Source organism: Burkholderia catarinensis (genome assembly GCF_001883705.2).
GTDB classification, from domain to species: domain Bacteria; phylum Pseudomonadota; class Gammaproteobacteria; order Burkholderiales; family Burkholderiaceae; genus Burkholderia; species Burkholderia catarinensis.
The window spans coordinates 1-16,762 of sequence record NZ_MDEQ02000009.1 but is presented as its reverse complement, the minus strand read 5'-3'; the positions used below and the strand labels follow the sequence as shown (position 1 = coordinate 16,762).

The following is a 16,762-nucleotide window of genomic DNA, read 5'->3' as shown; positions in this document are numbered from 1 at the left end:
GCGGATACCTGAACACGCCAACGAGCAGCCATCTCAAGTCATTCTTCCTGGCGTTAACGGCCAATCCGGAGACGTCGACATATTGTCGTGACCTGCTGTACCGCTTCCTCAACGTGCTGAAGATGCACATCGACGGAGAAGGGTCAACTCTCTCAGAGGCTGCAAACCTGTACCAGCGCAAGATGAGGCACTCAGGGCGGCCTATTAACCATCGAAAGCGAGCCTATCCGAACCTTTGTGTGTGAGGCATAAACTGATGGCCAAGGAGCCACTTTATGCCACGCAAACGCAAGGAAGAAGTGACGATTGAACCGGGCAAGGGCTTGAACCTGGACCCGGAACTGATCAAGCAACTGGTGCCCGGGACGCTGGATCGGGCAACGATCAACGAGCAACTGGCCGCGCTCAAGAAGGCGATCTTCGAGCGTGCGCTGGGCGGCGAACTGACCCATCATCTCGGTTACGAGAAGGGTGAAGCCAAGCCGGCGAGTAGCTCGAACCACCGCAACGGCACCAGCCGCAAGCGCATCACGACCGACGATGACCTGCTCGACGTCGAGATTCCGCGCGACCGCGAAGGCACCTTCGATCCGGTGCTGATTGCCAAGGGCGAGCGACGCTTCACCGGCTTCGACGACAAGATCATCGCGATGTACGCACGCGGCATGAGCGTGCGGGAGATTCAGGGTTTCCTGCTGGAGATGTACGGCATCGAGGTGTCGCCGGACTTCATCAGTACCGTCACTGACGCGGTGATCGACGAAGTGCGCGAGTGGCAACAGCGGCCGCTCGAGCCGATGTACCCGGTGGTGTTCTTCGACGCCTTGCGCGTCAAGATCCGCGACGAAGGCGTGGTCCGCAACAAGGCGATCTACCTGGCGCTGGGCGTTCGCCGCGACGGCACACGTGACGTGCTGGGCCTCTGGATCGAGCAGACCGAGGGGGCCAGTTCTGGCTGCGGGTGGTGAACGACCTGAAGCTGCGTGGCGTGCAGGACATCCTGATTGCCGTGGTTGACGGCCTAAAGGGCTTCCCGGAAGCGATCAACACGGTGTTCCCGGAAACGACGGTCCAGACCTGCATCGTGCATCTGATCCGGAACTCGCTGGACTTCGCCAGCTGGAAAGACCGGAAATCGGTCGCGGCGGCGCTCAAGGAGGTCTATCGGGCCCCGTCGGCCGAAGCGGCCGCCGTGGCGCTGGATGCGTTCGATACGAGCCCGTGGGGTACGAAATATCCACCGATTGCCGCCCTCTGGCGACGAGCCTGGGATCAGGTGATTCCGTTCTACGCCTTCGCGCCTGACATCCGGAAAATTGTATATACGACCAACGCCATCGAGTCGCTGCACATGCAGCTTCGAAAGATCATCAAGGCGCGCGGCCACTTCCCGTCGGACGAGGCCGCGCTCAAACTGATCTGGCTGGCGCTGCGCAACGTCGTAGCCAAGTGGACCGGTTCCCGGCACGATTGGAAGAGCGCCATGACCCAGTTCGCGCTGCTCTACCCGGAACGATTCAACATTGGAGTCTGAATCTCAATCCGCCTCACACACGAAATTCCGGATACCTCCTCGAAAGCTCATCGGAACTACGCTGCTGGTCAAGGGGTTGGATACGACCACGCGGTTATCCTCGACGCCGACGCCCTCGATGCCAAGGATCTTTATGTCTCAATGACTCGTGGAGCAAAGTCTCTCACCATCATTGGATCAGGAAGATACTTGTCAGCGAGATAGACGCGAGCAAAAAAACTTCAACTCATCGACTTAGCGCAAGGAGATCGTGCCTCGGCCTCGACCGGGTCACGCTCAGGGAATACAAGCGTATGCATTTGCCCGAGCGTCATGCAACGCGTGATGCTCACCGCTATGCCGCGCGAAGTATGCAGCGCGGCGCCGAGAATCGAGCAGACCGCGGATATCCTCAAGCGCCCAGCCATCAGGCAGCGGTTCGTCAAGCAGGAGCCGCAACAAATTCGAGTCCGTCTCGTGGTCGTAGCAGAGCACCGGCTTGGATTGCGCCGGAATGCCCGTAATCCAAGCTCGCAACGCCCCTCGTAGTTGATCAAACGGCATTGCTTGCTCTCTAAATCGACCGAGTTGCGGCAGCACCAAGGCCCGAACAAAATCGCTACATCGCGCCGCGTCGAAGTCAGTGCATTCGCCGTAGAACTCCGATCCGTTCTCCCCGACGATTGCGAGGCTAATGAGTTGGGGCGCCTCAAAATCCGTGAACTCGGTGTCGATGAAGAATCGGTTTCCCCAACTGCTACGGCCCTTGGAAGGTACCGACCAGTTCAGCCCGTCTTGAAATCTCGCCTCCGTCATAGCCGCCTATTCCACGCGCATTCAGCACGGAACACCTGAACTCCCCCCAAACCTCACTACAAGAGCCCGGACCATGCTGTCGATCTGACAACGCAATCCCTCTCGGTCATTGCTGCGGCCCCGACCCCGACTCCGAGCGCGACCGACGCGCTTGCCAGACCCGCCTTCCGCGAGCATGGCGCGTCGCGAAACCACTCGGTACGGAAAACTTTCGCCCCGTCACCGTTGTGAACTGCGTCACCGTCAGCAGCGTGCGATCGTCCTCGCTGAGTTCGGTCGCCCCAACCCGGATCTCGCTCAGTGGATCCAGATACCAGTCATCTACCTGACGTGCACGACGCGTACTCACCACTGCAGCCCCACGCAGCACGTTACTACCGCCGAGAAATTGCCTCAGCGATGCCGCACCCGACGTGAGATCCGTCCAGATCACACAGGGAATCCCACGCGCTCGCTTTTCTGACACCCGTAGAACCAGCAAGTCTCCAGGCGTCCACTGTTCCATCACCGCCCATACAGCTGCACCGGCCATCGCCGAATGAAGCGGTAGACGGTTCCCATCCTGAATCAAAAACATATGCCTTGCAGCTAGAGAAACTGGCAGCAACCCCGAAAATGGGTCGTAAATGCCGTGGCCAAAGGAGCATCATACCGCGACCATCATCCGATGCAAAGGGTATCTGGCAAACTGGACGGGGCAAGACATCTGGCCGCGATTGGCGCGACGGTTCGCGCTCGTCGGCTGGAGTTTGGCGTCTCGCAGGAAGCGCTTGCCCTTATAACCGGCATTGACCGAAGTCATATGGGCCGCATCGAAAGAGGCGAGCGAAATTTGACTATCCTGAATCTCATCCGAATCGCAGACGCGCTGAACATTTCGCCGTCTACGCTCCTGAAAACCTCTGGTCTTTGAAGTACTGCTTGACGTGACAAGCTAATCTTTGTCACGCCGACCACCCAATGATCTCAGGCATTCGACTTCGCCGGCTCACAGATGAAGAATTCACAACAAGCGAATCCGTCGCTGTCAGTGCAAAATAGCTGCTGCCGCTCGAATCAAGAACTCGCTCCAACCCACTTAGTGAACGCTCCCATGAGCCGCGTTCCGAAACAATTGCCAGTCCGGCCCCAACAGCCCTACCTAGTCGGATGCTCGTCGATACGTCAGTAAGATGAGCTAACACGAGAAGCGCCGAAATCGAGGTACGAGTTGCTCAACTCCCCCTCCTTCACCTTTCTGGCAGACATTCCGATAATCGAAAGAAACAGGGGCGGGTGGATGTATTCTCACACTCGTGCAGATGCACCTTCATCTCGGTGGTCAGGTCGAATCTGAGTTACGGTAGACAATCGGCGACCTGCGATCTCGGCCAACAGCATGCCCCGAATCTCGCGATCGCTCAGAACCTGCTGCAGGTTCGGCGCCGACGGCGAAAGGCTGTCCGGCCGCAAGTTCGACGCGTTCCGGCGGATCGCGGCCGGCGAGACGATTACCGAGATCGCTCAGGCCATATGCGTCAGCACGAAGACCGTGAGCACCTACAAGGCACGAATCCTCGACAAGATGCAGATGCGGCACGATGCGGCGCTCGTGCACTATGCGATGCAGCACAGGCTGTTCGACGACCAGGACGGCATCTTACAGCCGGCGGCAGGCGCTTGCCCCTGCTGGCGCACCCGAGCGCCGCCCACGAAGGTTTTCACCATTGACGATGAGGCGGGCCTGTCGGCTCGTGAAGCAACCATGCAGTGTTCAGTACTACCGAAGCGTCAAGGATCCCCGTCCGGAACTGCGCTCATGTATGCGCGAGATCGCCTATACGCGGGTGCGCTACGGCTATCGACGTGTCCATGTACTGCTGCGCCGCGAAGGCTGGCAGGTAGGCAAGAACCAAGCGTACCGGCTGTATTGTGAAGAGCAGTTGCAGCTGCGCTCGAAGTTGCCGAAGCGACGAAAGATGGTGGTGACGCGGGTGGCGAAGATCGTGCCGGCCAAACCAAACGACGCGTGGAGTATGGATTTTGTGGCCGACCAGTTGGCTGACGGTTCGAAATTTCGCACCTTGACGATCATGGATGTCTTCACGAAGGAAGCGTTGGCCATCGAAGTCGGCCAACGCTTGAAAGGCGAACATGTGGTGTCTGCACTGAATCGAATCGCAGCTCGGCGCGGCGCTCCGCGGCATCTGTTTGTCAACAACGGCAGCGAATTTTCCGGGCGCCTGCTCGACATGTGGGCGTACCACTACCGAGCAAAAATCGACTTCAGCAGGCCCGGTAAGCCGACGGACAATTGCCACATCGAGACGTTTAACGGATCATTCCGCGACGAGTGCTTGAACCTACATTGGTTCGAAACGTTGGGCGAAGCCAAAGCGATCGTCGAGTCGTGGCGCCTGGATTACAACGAGAGCCGTCCTCACTCTGCTCTCAAAGAGTTGGCGCCAGCCGAATTCGCCCGTCAGTTGGTGCTTTCGCCGGGGCCGGCTGGACCCAAAACGCCGCAAAACTCGCTCTAGATCTGGTCCGGAAAACCCAAGCGGATCAAGCCCTACGCGCCGCTGCATTACATGCTGTACGTGAAAACAAGGCAGGGTCAGTATCCGAACATTGCGGAACTGCACGCGTTTGTCAGCTCTGCCATCGCGGCACACGCCCAGCACCAGATAGATCGCCTTGTTGCGGACCACGCCTTCGTCACGAATCTCGATGCACAAGACGTCAAAAACACGATTATTGTCCGCACTACACTGCACCGAGTCCCTGCCGACCGTCAGCGCTTACCATGCCCGCCACCGCCCTGCAATTCGCGCTGCTCGCCAAGCAGCAAGAAATCGCGTCCCTGCGCCACCTGGCCGAGCAGATCGAACTGGTCGACCTGCTCGGCCGCCTGACCCACGCGCTGCAGCGCGAGCGCGGCGCCTCCAGCATCTATTTGGCGTCGAGCGGCAGGCGTTTTGCCGCGGAACGCGCGGCATCGCGCGACGAATCCGCGCCGCTCGTCGCTCAGTTGCGCGAACGCCTCGATCTGGAGCTAACGCCCGCGCGCGGCTCGACGTCGCGCCTGCTGTCGCTGATCGCCTGGGTGCTGCTCGACCTGGAATCGCTGGATGGGCTGCGCGATCGGATCGACCGCATTGCGCTGTCCGCGCCGGATTCCGTCCAGGCATTCAGCACCGTGATCGGCGGCCTGGTGGAGCTGATTTTCCAGCTCGCCGACAGCGCGGCGGATCCGTCGGTGTCGCGCATGCTGATTGCACTCGTCCATGTCGTCGAGGGCAAGGAGGAAGCGGGACAGGAGCGCGCCGTCGGCGCGCACATGTTCGCGGCGGGCACGTTTTCGGCGGACCAGCAGCAGCGCCTGCTGTATCTGATCGCAGCGCAGGAGCGCAGTCTCGAAGTCTTCGCAAACTTCGCGAGCACGGCGCAAAACGCATGGCGGGAAACGCGCATGGCGGAGCCGCACGTGGCGACGCTCGAGAAGCTGCGACACGTACTGTGCACGGCGCACGCCGGCGATGCGCTCGATGCCGGCCTGAGCGAAGCATGGTTTGATGCGGCAAGCGCCCGCATCGATGATCTCTGGCACCTTCAGATTGCGCTGACGCTGCAGGTGCAGGAAACGTGCGACGCACGAATCGACGACGCGCATCGGACGCTGCGCGACTCCGAGCGCCTGATGGCGCAGTTGCGGAGCAATCCGCCCCCGCATATCCAGGCGCTCGCCCATTTCTTCGCCGGCGATCCGTTGTCGGTGCGCGCGGCGGTGCATGAACTGCCGGAACGCCTCTCCGGCTCCGACCCGTGGACGCTCGCCAGCCTGAAATCCCTGCTGGAGTCGCAATCGGCGCGACTGGCCGGCGCGGAGGTCGAACTCGACGCGGCACGTCGCGCCCTCTACGAACGCAAGCTGGTGCAGCGCGCGAAAAACATGCTGATGACGCGCTTCAACCTGCGGGAGGACGAGGCGTATCGGATGCTGCAGAAAGCGTCGATGAACGGCAATCGGGCGCTTGCCGATATCGCGGAAGATGCGCTGACGTCCCCCGAGCGATTCGTCGACGAGCACGTGCAGCCTTCCGTGCGGCGACCTTCTCAACGAAGCGCGCCGGAGGCGCCGGGCAACGGCGGCGCGACCTGACAGGAACGGGCCACGCACCTCGGCAGCGCGCGCGACGCGTGCGGGAAGTGCCGATTGCACCGCACGAGTGCGCTTCGCCGCGATCGGCTGCGGCCGGCGCACCTGGTATTTCGCGTCCAGCCCGCCTGCATCGCGATATCCCCATCACTGGTATGGAAATTGCGTACATCACTCTCGTCAGGCTAATGGCGGCCTGACGGTCGCGCCATGTCGAACCATGGCGGCCGATCACGTGGATAACAGCGTCCGCGCCAGGCACTCGCATGTCGAGCGAGTGCCTGGCGCGTTTTTTTTTGCCCGTCCAACTTTACGAGCGCACACCATGGCCTACCTCACGCCCAACGAATTCGTCACCAGGATGGTCGACGCCGGTGAATCGAAGCTATCGATGTCGACCCGCGATACGCTGATTCGCGCGTACATGGCGGGCGCGATCCTCGCGCTCGCGGCCGCCTTCGCGGTCAGCATCACGATCAACACCGGCAACGCACTGGCCGGTTCGCTGCTGTTTCCGGTCGGATTCTGCATGCTGTACCTGCTCGGCTTCGACCTACTCACCGGCGTCTTCACGCTCGCGCCGCTCGCGGTAATCGATCGCCGGCCCGGCGCGACCTGGGGTGGGGTGTTCCGCAACTGGACATTGGTGTTCTTCGGCAATTTCGCGGGTGCGCTGACGGTCGCACTGTTCATGGCGATCATTTTCACATTCGGCTTTTCGGAGGCGCCGAACGCGATCGGTCAGAAAATCGGCGGCATTGGCGAAGCCCGCACGCTCGGTTATGCCGCACACGGCGCCGCCGGCATGCTCACGCTGTTCGTGCGCGGCGTGATGTGCAACTGGATGGTGTCGACCGGCGTGGTCGCCGCGATGATGTCGACGTCCGTCCCCGGCAAGGTGATCGCGATGTGGATGCCGATCCTCGTGTTCTTCTATATGGGCTTCGAGCACTCGGTCGTGAACATGTTCCTGTTCCCGTCCGGCCTGATGCTCGGCGCCCACTTCACGATCGTCGACTATTTGCTGTGGAACGAGATCCCGACGGTAGTCGGCAACCTGGTCGGTGGGCTGGTGTTCGTCGGTGCGGCGCTGTACAGCACGCACTACAAGACCGCGCCGAAACGCGTGCCCGCTTCGCCGGTGGGTGTCATCGCGCGCAAGGCCTGATCGCGCTGCGGCAAGCCGTGACAGTCCGCCCCGGTGCCGTGGTCGCGCACCGGGGCGGCATTCGTCATTCGACGTTGTCCGTCACGTCCGTCATGCGGATCATGTGCGGGCGTACCGCGTCTTCGTCCGGCGCTTCGCCGGTCGGCTTCGGATGGTTTTGTCAAGTTGAAGGGCGTAGCTTACATGTGCTGCCAAAATAGTAGTTATCCGTATTAGATATCTTGACCGGCCAGAGTTCCATAGACACTCACGAGCCGTTTCGCGCGTAGCGCCGCTCAAACTCTACAGGTGATAAGTCGCCCGTGAAATCGTGCCGGCGAATGGGGTTGTAGAACATCTCAATGTAATCGAATACATCTGTGGTTGCCGTCGCCTTGGTCGGATAGATTCGCCGTTTGATTCGTTCCTTTTTCAGCGCACTGAAGAAGCTTTCCGCCACGGCATTGTCGTGACAGTTACCGCGACGACTCATACTCGGCACCATGTGATGGGCCCTCAGAAATGATTGCCAGTCATCGCTGGTGAGCTGGCTGCCTTGATCCGAATGAATCATGACGCCAGGTTCGGGTTTGCGTTGCCATACCGCTGCCAACAGAGCCTGCAACACCAGGTCACGGGTCATCGTAGAGCGAGTGGCCCAGCCGACGATCTGCCGCGAGTACAGATCCATGACTACCGCCAGATACAGCCAGCCCTCATAGGTCCGGATGTACGTGATGTCCGTTACCCAGACCTTGTTTGGCGCGTCAGGTGCGAAGTCCCAGTTCAATACGTTGGCAACCACACCGACCGGACCTCCGCGATATCGCTGCTTGCTGCCATAGCCAACCTCGGCACGCAAACCTTCGCTCCGCATCAACCTGAGCACGCGGTGACAACTGCACGTCTCGCCCGATTCACGCAAATCGATCGTGATTTTGCGGTAACCGTAGATGCCGCCGCTGGCCAGCCAATGATGCTTGATCAGACTCAGCAGTCGGTCGTCCTGGTGCTTGCGCGCACTGCTCGACTGACGCTGCCAGACGTAATAGCCGCTGCGATGAACGCCGAGCACCCGACACATCGTACGCAGGCAGTGCTCGTTTATATGGGCCCGCATGAATGCGTACCTTGCCGTCATCCCTTTGCAAAGTACGCGGCAGCCTTTTTTAGAATGTCGCGCTCCTCGGTCACCCGCTTGAGTTCGGCCTTCAGTCGCCGCACCTCGGCGCTCTGGTCCAGTTCGGCCTGCCGCACGACATCCGGCTTATCGAACTTCGCCCGCCAGGCATACAGGCTGTGCGCCGTAATGCCCAAACGCTGGGCCACATCTGCGACCGAATGACCACGCTCGGTGACTTGCTTGACTGCTTCGATCTTGAACTCATCCGTGTACCGTTTGCCGCTCATACCGACCTCCTCGGTTGCCATAAATTATGGCTCGAAGATGTCTACGAAAGGCTGGCCGGTCCATGCTTACAGGACATTCGCACACCCGTCTAATTCCCAATTTGGCACGCACCAAGCCTGATCGCTTGCACCAATCTCGGCCGCCAGAGCGCGCCACAAACGAGCATCGCAACACTGCTTGGGACTCATGCCACTGTGCAACGCGTTGCCTGTTAAGCGACAGCCGGCAAATCGCACACTTGGCACGAGACTTGATAGTCCCTACGCATAACTTGTACACAAGAGAGAATACGAGATGCGTGGTTGGACGATTTCAGACTGGCTTGCCGCTTATCGCGATGGCGCCAAGCCTGCCGATCTTCTCGGCGATTTGCTGGCAACACTGCAGGCCGATGACTTGGCTTGGATCTCACGTGCCACGCCGGCGATCCTCCACCGATACCTGCAAGCGCTCGAGAGCCGGTTGCAGGCAGCAGGAGGCGATATCGAGCGCTTGCCGCTGTATGGCGTGCCGTTCGCCGCCAAGGACAACATTGATGTCGGGGGCTTCGACACCACCGCCGGTTGCCCTGCGTTCGCCTACTCTCCCGATGTCAATGCCGTGGTCGTCGAACGCCTGATGGCAGCCGGTGCGATCCCAATCGGCAAGACCAATCTCGACCAGTTCGCGACCGGGCTGGTAGGCGTGCGATCGCCCTATGGCATCCCGCACAACGCGTTCGATCCGGAATACATCTCGGGGGGATCGAGCTCGGGCTCGGCGTCGGTGGTCGCGCGCGGCATCGTGCCGTTTTCGCTGGGCACGGATACTGCCGGATCCGGACGGGTACCGGCCGGCCTCAACAATGTCGTCGGCCTCAAGCCGACGCGCGGTGCGTTCAGCAACACCGGCGTAGTACCTGCATGTCGGACCCTGGATTGCGTGTCGGTGTTCGCCACCACGACGGAAGACGCGGTGCACGTGTACGACGTCGCCGCGGCGCTCGATCCGAAGGATGGCTTGTCTCGCGCCATGCCCGGCAACGCGCAGACGTGGCGGCTGCCCGATGCGCCCCGATTCGGCATCCCCTCCGAACCCGAATTCTTCGGCGACGCGCTGGCCGAGCAAGCCTTCCGGACAGCCATCGCCGATCTGGAGGCACGCGGCGCGACCTGTGTACCCATCGATTTTTCGGTGTTCGACCGCGTCACGGCTTTGTTGTACCACGGGCCCTGGGTCGCGGAACGCTATGCCGCGATTCGCGGTTTCGCTCAGGATCACGAGGCGAAGATCCATCCGGTCGTACGCGATGTCATTTTCAAGGCGCGTGAATTTTCCGCTGCCGATGCATTCGATGGCATCTACCAACTCGCCTATCTGAAGCGAGAGGCCGACGCCGTCCTTTCTCAATTCGATGCCCTGGTCGTGCCCACAGCCCCGACTCACTACAAGATTGCCGAGCTGCTCGCCGATCCGATCCGGCTCAACAGCAATCTGGGCAAATACACCAATTTCGTCAACCTGCTCGACTGGAGCGCGGTGGCTGTCCCTGCCAATTTGCGCGAGGACGGCCTGCCGTTCGGCATCACATTAATCGGCGATGCCTGGTGCGAACGGGCATTGGCCAGTTTCGCCGGGTACTGGCACCAGGCGACGGGGCTGCCCCGTGGAGCGACTGATCTGCCGCTCCCTGCCGGCTCGGCATCATTTGGCGTCGCGGAGCCGGCACACGGCACGATTCGCGTCGCAGTCGTCGGCGCCCATCTGCGCGGCATGCCGCTCAATCACGAGTTGACCTCGCGTCATGCGCACTTTGTCGAAGCGACCTCCACCTCGGGCGATTACCGCCTGTACGCGCTCGCCAACACCACACCGCCCAAGCCCGGTCTCGCCCTATCGCAATCGGGGGCGCCCATCAAGGTAGAGCTCTGGGACTTGCCGATCACCGAGTTCGGGTCCTTTGTCGCCGGCATCCCGTCCCCGCTCGGCATCGGCACGCTCACGCTCGCGGACGGCCTCCAGGTCAAGGGTTTTATCTGCGAACCCCACGCACTCACCGACGCGCGAGACATCACCGAGTTCGGCGGATGGGCGAGCTATCTCGCCAGCCAGTCAGCCGCGCAAGTACCGTCACGTTCCTGAGGCAAACGCACCATGTTCGACACCGTTCTGATCGCCAATCGCGGCGAAATCGCCTGTCGTATCGCACGCACCCTGAAACGTATGGAGATCCGCTCCGTCGCGGTCTACTCCGACGCTGACCGCAGCAGCCTGCATGTGAGCACGGCCGATGTAGCAGTGCCGTTGGGCGGAAATACAGCCGCCGAAAGCTATCTACGCACCGACCTGATCATCGCTGCGGCGAAGCAGACAGGCGCGCAAGCCATCATTCCCGGCTACGGATTCCTGTCCGAGAATGCCGAATTTGCCGCCCGATGCGAGGCCGAGGGCATCACCTTCGTCGGCCCGACTCCGCAACAAATGGAGCAGTTCGGCCTGAAGCACGCGGCCCGCGAGCTGGCCGAGCAGGCAGGTGTACCGCTCACGCCAGGCTCCGGCCTGCTGGCCGATGCGCAAAGCGCATGTGCGGCCGCCTCGGCCATCGGCTATCCGGTCATGCTAAAGAGCATCGCGGGTGGCGGCGGCATCGGCCTGACCCGCTGCAACGACGACACGGAGCTGCTTGCCGCGTTCGAGTCCGTGCAGCGCCTCGGGCAGTCTTTTTTTGCCAACGGCGGCGTGTTCGTCGAGCGCTTCGTCGATCGCGCGCGGCACGTCGAGGTACAGATTTTCGGCGACGGCAGCGGCCATGTCGTCGCGCTCGGGGAGCGCGATTGCTCCTTGCAGAGGCGCAACCAGAAGGTCGTCGAGGAAACGCCAGCGCCGAACCTGCCGGAGCGGGTCCGCGAGGACCTGCTGGCCGCGGCCGAGAGCCTTGGCCGCTCGGTAGCGTATCGTTCCGCTGGCACGGTCGAGTTCATCTACGATGCCGCCAAGGAGGCGTTCTATTTCCTCGAGGTCAACACCCGCCTGCAGGTCGAGCATGCAATCACCGAGAGCGTGACAGGCATCGATCTCGTGGAGTGGATGATCCAGACCGCGGCGGGTGAACCACCCGCGCTAGATCGCGCTATCACCCCGCAAGGCGCATCGATCGAGGTGAGAATCTACGCGGAAAATCCGTTGCGAAACTTCGCGCCTAGTTCCGGTACGCTCACTGAGGTTTCGTTCCCCGAAGGCGTTCGCGTCGACGGCTGGGTCGAAACCGGCACCGACGTCTCGGCTCATTACGACCCAATGATTGCTAAGCTGATCGTGCATGGCGAGGACCGGGCCTCGGCAGTCGCGGCCATGTCGCGTGCACTCGACGCCACGCGCTTGTCGGGCATCACCACGAATCTCGACTATCTGCGCAAGATCGTCGCCAGCAGGGGCTTCCAGTCCGGCGAGGTTTCGACGCACTATCTCAACTGTTTCGACTATCGCCCGAGCGTCGTCGAGGTGATCGAAGCCGGCACTTACACGACGATCCAGGACTACCCGGGCCGTATCGGCTATTGGGATATCGGCGTGCCACCGTCGGGTCCGATGGACGACTGGGCGTTCCGTCTCGCCAACCGCATCGTCGGCAACGCCGAATGCGCCGCCGGCATCGAAACGACGGTACTAGGGCCAACTCTGAAATTCCATGGCGACGCGATCATCGCGCTGACAGGAGCACCAACACCGGCCACACTCGACGATGTCCCTGTCGTTTTCTGGACGCAGCTTCAGGTGCGTGCGAGCCAGGTCCTGCGCATCGGCAAGGCAACAAGTGGCTGCCGCACCTATCTGGCCGTTCGTAACGGCTTCGACATGCCGGTCTATCTGGGTAGCCGTTCAACCTTCTCACTCGGGCAGTTCGGAGGGCATGCCGGCCGCACCCTTCGCCCTTCGGACGTGCTGCCCATCGCCGATCCGGCACTCCCCGCGAACTCGGACCTCACACCGCAATATGCGCCTCAGGTGCTCCCGGTGGAGGCCGTGCCCAGCTACGGCAGCACGTGGGAGATCGGCGTGCTGTATGGCCCGCATGGTGCGCCTGATTTCTTCACCCCCGAATCGATCGAGACTTTCTTCGACAGCGAATGGGAGGTGCACTACAACTCGAACCGTCTCGGTATCCGGCTGAACGGACCGAAACCTCAGTGGATGAGATCGGACGGCGGCGAGGCCGGTCTGCATCCCTCGAACATCCACGATTGCGAGTATGCAATTGGGAGCATCAACTTCACGGGTGACATGCCCGTGATCCTGACCCGTGATGGCCCGAGTCTTGGCGGCTTCGTCTGCCCGGTCACCATCGCAAAGGCAGAGCTCTGGAAGGTCGGACAAGTAAAACCTGGTGATCGCATTCGCTTTCGTGAGATTTCGTTTGATGAGGCGCTTGCACTCGAGACGAGCCAGGACGCTGCCGTTCTTACCTGCAGCGCCGCTTCGATCGCAGCCCCCGGGTTTGTCAGCCAACGCGGGGCGCCGATCCTGTTCGAGGCGCCGCCCGACGGGGATCGGCCCAAGACCGTGTTCCGTCAGGCTGGGGACAAATACATCCTGGTCGAGTACGGTGAGAATATCCTCGACCTGAACCTGCGGTTCCGGATTCATGCCCTGATGGAGGCGTTGAAGGCAAACGCCATGACAGGCGTTCACGAACTTTCGCCAGGGGTGCGATCGCTACAGGTTCGTTACGATAGTCGTGTGATCACCCAACGGGACTTGGTGGAAGCACTCGCCAAGGCCGACGCTACACTCAGCGGTATCAGCACGATGAAAGTGCCGACTCGTATCGTCTATCTGCCGATGGCGTACGAGGATACGGCCACGCTTAACGCCGTAGCTCGATATCGGCAATCGGTACGCGACACGGCGCCTTGGTTGCCGAGCAACACCGAGTTCATCAGGCGCATCAACGGCCTTGCCTCTGCCGACGAGGTGCGCGATAGCATCTTTCGCACCAGCTATATGGTCCTTGGCCTCGGCGATGTCTATCTCGGCGCTCCTTGTGCCGTGCCGGTTGATCCTCGCGACCGCTTGCTGACGTCGAAATACAATCCGGCGCGCACTTACACCCCAGAAGGCACGGTTGGCATTGGTGGCATCTACATGTGCATCTATGGCATGGATTCACCGGGCGGATATCAACTCGTGGGACGTACCCTGCCGATATGGAATAAATTTCTGAAGAATCGGATGTTCGTCGACGGAAAGCCATGGCTCTTGCGGTTCTTCGACCAGGTCCGCTTCTATCCGGTCTCCGAGAGCGAACTCGACGCGCTGCGCGCCGACTTCCGAGAAGGCCGGCAAATCGTCCGCATTGACGAGGAGGTCTTCGATCTCGGCGAATACAACGCGTTCCTGCAGCGCATCGAGCCGGAATTACAGACGTTCCGTGAAGCACAAAAGCAGGCATTCAAAGCAGAAGTCGCTCACTGGGCCAGCAGTGCCGAAGGAGAACACGACGCTTCGGGCGGCGTCGAGCGTGTCAATGGCATCCATGTGGCGGACGTCGGCGCGATTCAGGCCGATATCAGCGGCAACGTCTGGAAACTGACGGCGCAGCCTGGCGACACGGTATCGGCCGGCGACACCTTGATGATCCTGGAGGCGATGAAGATGGAATTTCCGATCGTCGCGCCGCGAGACGGAAGAATCATGGATTTCCACTGCCGGCCGGGTATGATGGTTCACGCTGGCGACCCCCTGGTGTCGCTCGAGTAAACTCTTTTATCTGTAACGCACCTGGAACCAGACATGGTGGACAACCGCGCGCCGGAAGGACCGGCAAAGCATGCGAACAATTTAGCTGCGCAGATCTATACGCAGTTGAAAGCCGATATCTTCGATTTCCGCCTATTGCCCGGAGACAAGTTCAGCGAAGGAGATATCGCCTCGCGCATGCAGGTCAGTCGTACCCCGGTTCGTCAGGCTCTGTTCTGGTTGCAGCGGGAGGGTTATGTCGACGTTCACTTCAAGAGTGGATGGCAAGTGCGCGCGTTCGATTTCAAGTATTTCGAGGATCTTTACGAAATCCGAGTAATGATGGAAACGAACGCGATCGCTCGCATCGTGGACGGTCAGCTGGCGCAGCAACTCGATCCCTTGCGAGCGATCTGGTGTGTGTCGGCACGCAAACGAGAGCAGGATGGTACGAAAGTCGCGGCACTTGACGAAGGTTTCCATGCGGGGATCGTTGCCGCGGTCGGGAACCTGGAACTGGCGCGCATGCATGCGGACGTAACCGAACGCATTCGCATCATTCGCCGGCTCGATTTCACCAAGGCACCCCGGATCAGCGCGACCTATCAAGAGCACTCGGCGATTCTCGATGCCATCGCGTCGAGAGACAGCTCGGCTGCGCAGGGATTGATTCGCTCGCACATCGCCGAGAGCCAGGCGGAAGTGAAACGGATTACGCTCTACATGATGCAAACAGCTCGCGACCGATACAGCACCAAGGAAGAAGCATGACGATCACCGCAAACGGGCGCGCCGCACCAGTTTGAAGCGAGCGCGCACCGATTCCATTGTCTAAACGGGCCCAAGCGGGTCCGTTATTTTTTGTTTCCACGCCCAGTCCCAAGTTTCTATGTTGGCACGAAAGATGCTTCGTCGAAACCCGTCTTGTATCCAAGACTAGATACAACTTTCCACCACTAGGGACGATCCATGAAAAAGCGCGAGTTCTTGAAGGTCGCATCGGCAGTCGGAATGGCGGGGATGGCAACCAAGGTGCCGTCAGCGTTTGCCCAGAGTACAGACAAGGGGCCGATCAAGGTTGGTGTACTGCACTCGCTGTCGGGCACGATGGCGATCTCTGAGACGTCGCTGAAGGACACGGCGCTGATGACGATCGCCGACATCAACAAGAGCGGCGGCGTGATGGGGCGCAAGCTCGAGCCCGTGGTGGTCGATCCCGCGTCGAACTGGCCGCTGTTCGCGGAGAAGGCGCGCCAGTTGCTCACGCAGGACAAGGTCGCGTGCGTGTTCGGCTGCTGGACGTCGGTGTCGCGCAAGTCCGTGCTGCCGGTGTTCGAGGAGCTGAACGGGCTGCTCTACTACCCGGTGCAGTACGAAGGCGAGGAAATGTCGCGCAACGTGTTCTACACGGGCGCGGCGCCAAACCAGCAGGCGATTCCGGCCGTCGAGTACCTGATGGGCGCGGAAGGCGGCGGCGCGAAGCGCTTCTTCCTGCTCGGCACCGACTACGTGTATCCGCGCACGACCAACAAGATCCTGCGCGCGTTCCTGAAATCGAAGGGCGTGAAGGACGCCGACATTCAGGAGGTCTACACGCCGTTCGGCCACAGCGATTACCAGACCATCGTCGCGAACATCAAGAACTTCTCGCAAGGCGGCAAGACGACCGTGATCTCGACGATCAACGGCGACTCGAACGTGCCGTTCTACAAGGAGCTCGGCAACCAGGGCATCAAGGCGACCGACGTGCCGGTCGTCGCGTTCTCGGTCGGTGAGGAAGAGCTGCGCGGGATCGACACGAAGCCGCTCGTCGGCCACCTCGCCGCGTGGAATTACTTCATGTCGGTGAAGAACCCGACGAACACGAAATTCAAGGACCAGTTCGCCGCGTGGGTGAAGGCGAACAACCTGCCGGGCGGCGCGAAGCGCGTGACCAACGACCCGATGGAAGCGACCTACGTGGGCATCCATATGTGGAAGCAAGCGGTCGAGAAAGCGAAGAGCACCGACGTCGACAAGGTG

General features: G+C 60.9%; 9 protein-coding genes and 4 pseudogenes. 10 read left to right on the top strand and 3 right to left on the bottom strand.

Going from position 1 to position 16,762, the window contains the following annotated elements:
- Positions 1–275 precede the first annotated feature (275 nt).
- A pseudogene (locus BFF94_RS16005) lies at positions 276–1,534 on the top strand (IS256 family transposase).
- Positions 1,535–1,810: 276 nt separating this feature from the next.
- Here the strand turns inward: BFF94_RS16005 and BFF94_RS16000 are convergent.
- Positions 1,811–2,329 carry a 3'-5' exonuclease family protein gene (locus BFF94_RS16000; protein ID WP_128844047.1) on the bottom strand — a complete coding sequence of 173 codons (519 nt, stop codon included), beginning with the start codon at positions 2,327–2,329 and terminating at the stop codon, positions 1,811–1,813.
- Positions 2,330–2,996: 667 nt separating this feature from the next.
- Between BFF94_RS16000 and BFF94_RS15995 the strand changes: the two genes are divergently transcribed.
- The 3 genes and pseudogenes from BFF94_RS15995 to BFF94_RS15985 all read left to right on the top strand — a co-directional run.
- Entirely contained in the window at positions 2,997–3,242 is a 246-nt protein-coding gene (locus BFF94_RS15995) for a helix-turn-helix domain-containing protein (RefSeq protein WP_128844051.1), read from the top strand.
- Between the two features lie 519 nt (positions 3,243–3,761).
- A pseudogene (locus BFF94_RS15990) lies at positions 3,762–3,968 on the top strand (response regulator transcription factor); the annotation flags it as partial.
- A gap of 67 nt (positions 3,969–4,035) precedes the next feature.
- Positions 4,036–4,848, top strand: a pseudogene (locus tag BFF94_RS15985) (IS3 family transposase); the annotation flags it as partial.
- 111 nt (positions 4,849–4,959) lie between these two features.
- Here BFF94_RS15985 and BFF94_RS38455 read toward each other — a convergent pair.
- A pseudogene (locus BFF94_RS38455) lies at positions 4,960–5,055 on the bottom strand (transposase); the annotation flags it as partial.
- A 59-nt stretch (positions 5,056–5,114) separates the two neighbouring features.
- Here BFF94_RS38455 and BFF94_RS15975 point away from each other — a divergent pair.
- Positions 5,115–6,470 (top strand): nitrate regulatory protein, encoded by a 1,356-nt coding sequence (locus BFF94_RS15975; protein ID WP_128844056.1) that lies wholly within the window; start codon positions 5,115–5,117, stop codon positions 6,468–6,470.
- A gap of 322 nt (positions 6,471–6,792) precedes the next feature.
- Positions 6,793–7,635: a formate/nitrite transporter family protein gene (locus tag BFF94_RS15970; protein WP_128844059.1), complete on the top strand. Its 843-nt coding sequence runs from the start codon at positions 6,793–6,795 to the stop codon at positions 7,633–7,635.
- Between the two features lie 247 nt (positions 7,636–7,882).
- On the opposite strand, the gene BFF94_RS15965 is transcribed toward BFF94_RS15970, so the two are convergent.
- Positions 7,883–9,024 (bottom strand): IS3 family transposase gene (locus tag BFF94_RS15965; RefSeq protein ID WP_372454206.1). Its coding sequence is split into 2 segments (ribosomal slippage): positions 7,883–8,775 and positions 8,775–9,024, totalling 1,143 coding nucleotides; the frame shifts between segments, so codons are not numbered across the junction.
- A 295-nt stretch (positions 9,025–9,319) separates the two neighbouring features.
- Between BFF94_RS15965 and atzF the strand changes: the two genes are divergently transcribed.
- The 4 genes from atzF to urtA all read left to right on the top strand — a co-directional run.
- Positions 9,320–11,146, top strand: a complete 1,827-nt coding sequence (gene atzF / locus BFF94_RS15960) for an allophanate hydrolase (RefSeq protein ID WP_128844064.1) — start codon at positions 9,320–9,322, stop codon at positions 11,144–11,146.
- A gap of 12 nt (positions 11,147–11,158) precedes the next feature.
- Positions 11,159–14,761: an urea carboxylase gene (gene uca / locus BFF94_RS15955; RefSeq protein ID WP_128844066.1), complete on the top strand. Its 3,603-nt coding sequence runs from the start codon at positions 11,159–11,161 to the stop codon at positions 14,759–14,761.
- A gap of 33 nt (positions 14,762–14,794) precedes the next feature.
- Positions 14,795–15,511 carry a GntR family transcriptional regulator gene (locus BFF94_RS15950; protein ID WP_128844069.1) on the top strand — a complete coding sequence of 239 codons (717 nt, stop codon included), beginning with the start codon at positions 14,795–14,797 and terminating at the stop codon, positions 15,509–15,511.
- Between the two features lie 198 nt (positions 15,512–15,709).
- A partial coding sequence (gene urtA, locus BFF94_RS15945; protein ID WP_219139538.1) for an urea ABC transporter substrate-binding protein occupies positions 15,710–16,762 on the top strand: 1,053 nt, incomplete at its 3' end.

Bases quoted from the DNA above. Each gene is read 5' to 3' on its own strand.
- BFF94_RS15950 (WP_128844069.1), top strand. From the start codon at position 14,795: ATGGTGGACAACCGCGCGCCGGAAGGACCGGCAAAGCATGCGAACAAT.
- BFF94_RS16000 (WP_128844047.1), bottom strand. From the start codon at position 2,329: ATGACGGAGGCGAGATTTCAAGACGGGCTGAACTGGTCGGTACCTTCC.
- BFF94_RS15995 (WP_128844051.1), top strand. From the start codon at position 2,997: ATGCAAAGGGTATCTGGCAAACTGGACGGGGCAAGACATCTGGCCGCG.
- uca (WP_128844066.1), top strand. From the start codon at position 11,159: ATGTTCGACACCGTTCTGATCGCCAATCGCGGCGAAATCGCCTGTCGT.
- BFF94_RS15970 (WP_128844059.1), top strand. From the start codon at position 6,793: ATGGCCTACCTCACGCCCAACGAATTCGTCACCAGGATGGTCGACGCC.
- BFF94_RS15975 (WP_128844056.1), top strand. From the start codon at position 5,115: ATGCCCGCCACCGCCCTGCAATTCGCGCTGCTCGCCAAGCAGCAAGAA.
- atzF (WP_128844064.1), top strand. From the start codon at position 9,320: ATGCGTGGTTGGACGATTTCAGACTGGCTTGCCGCTTATCGCGATGGC.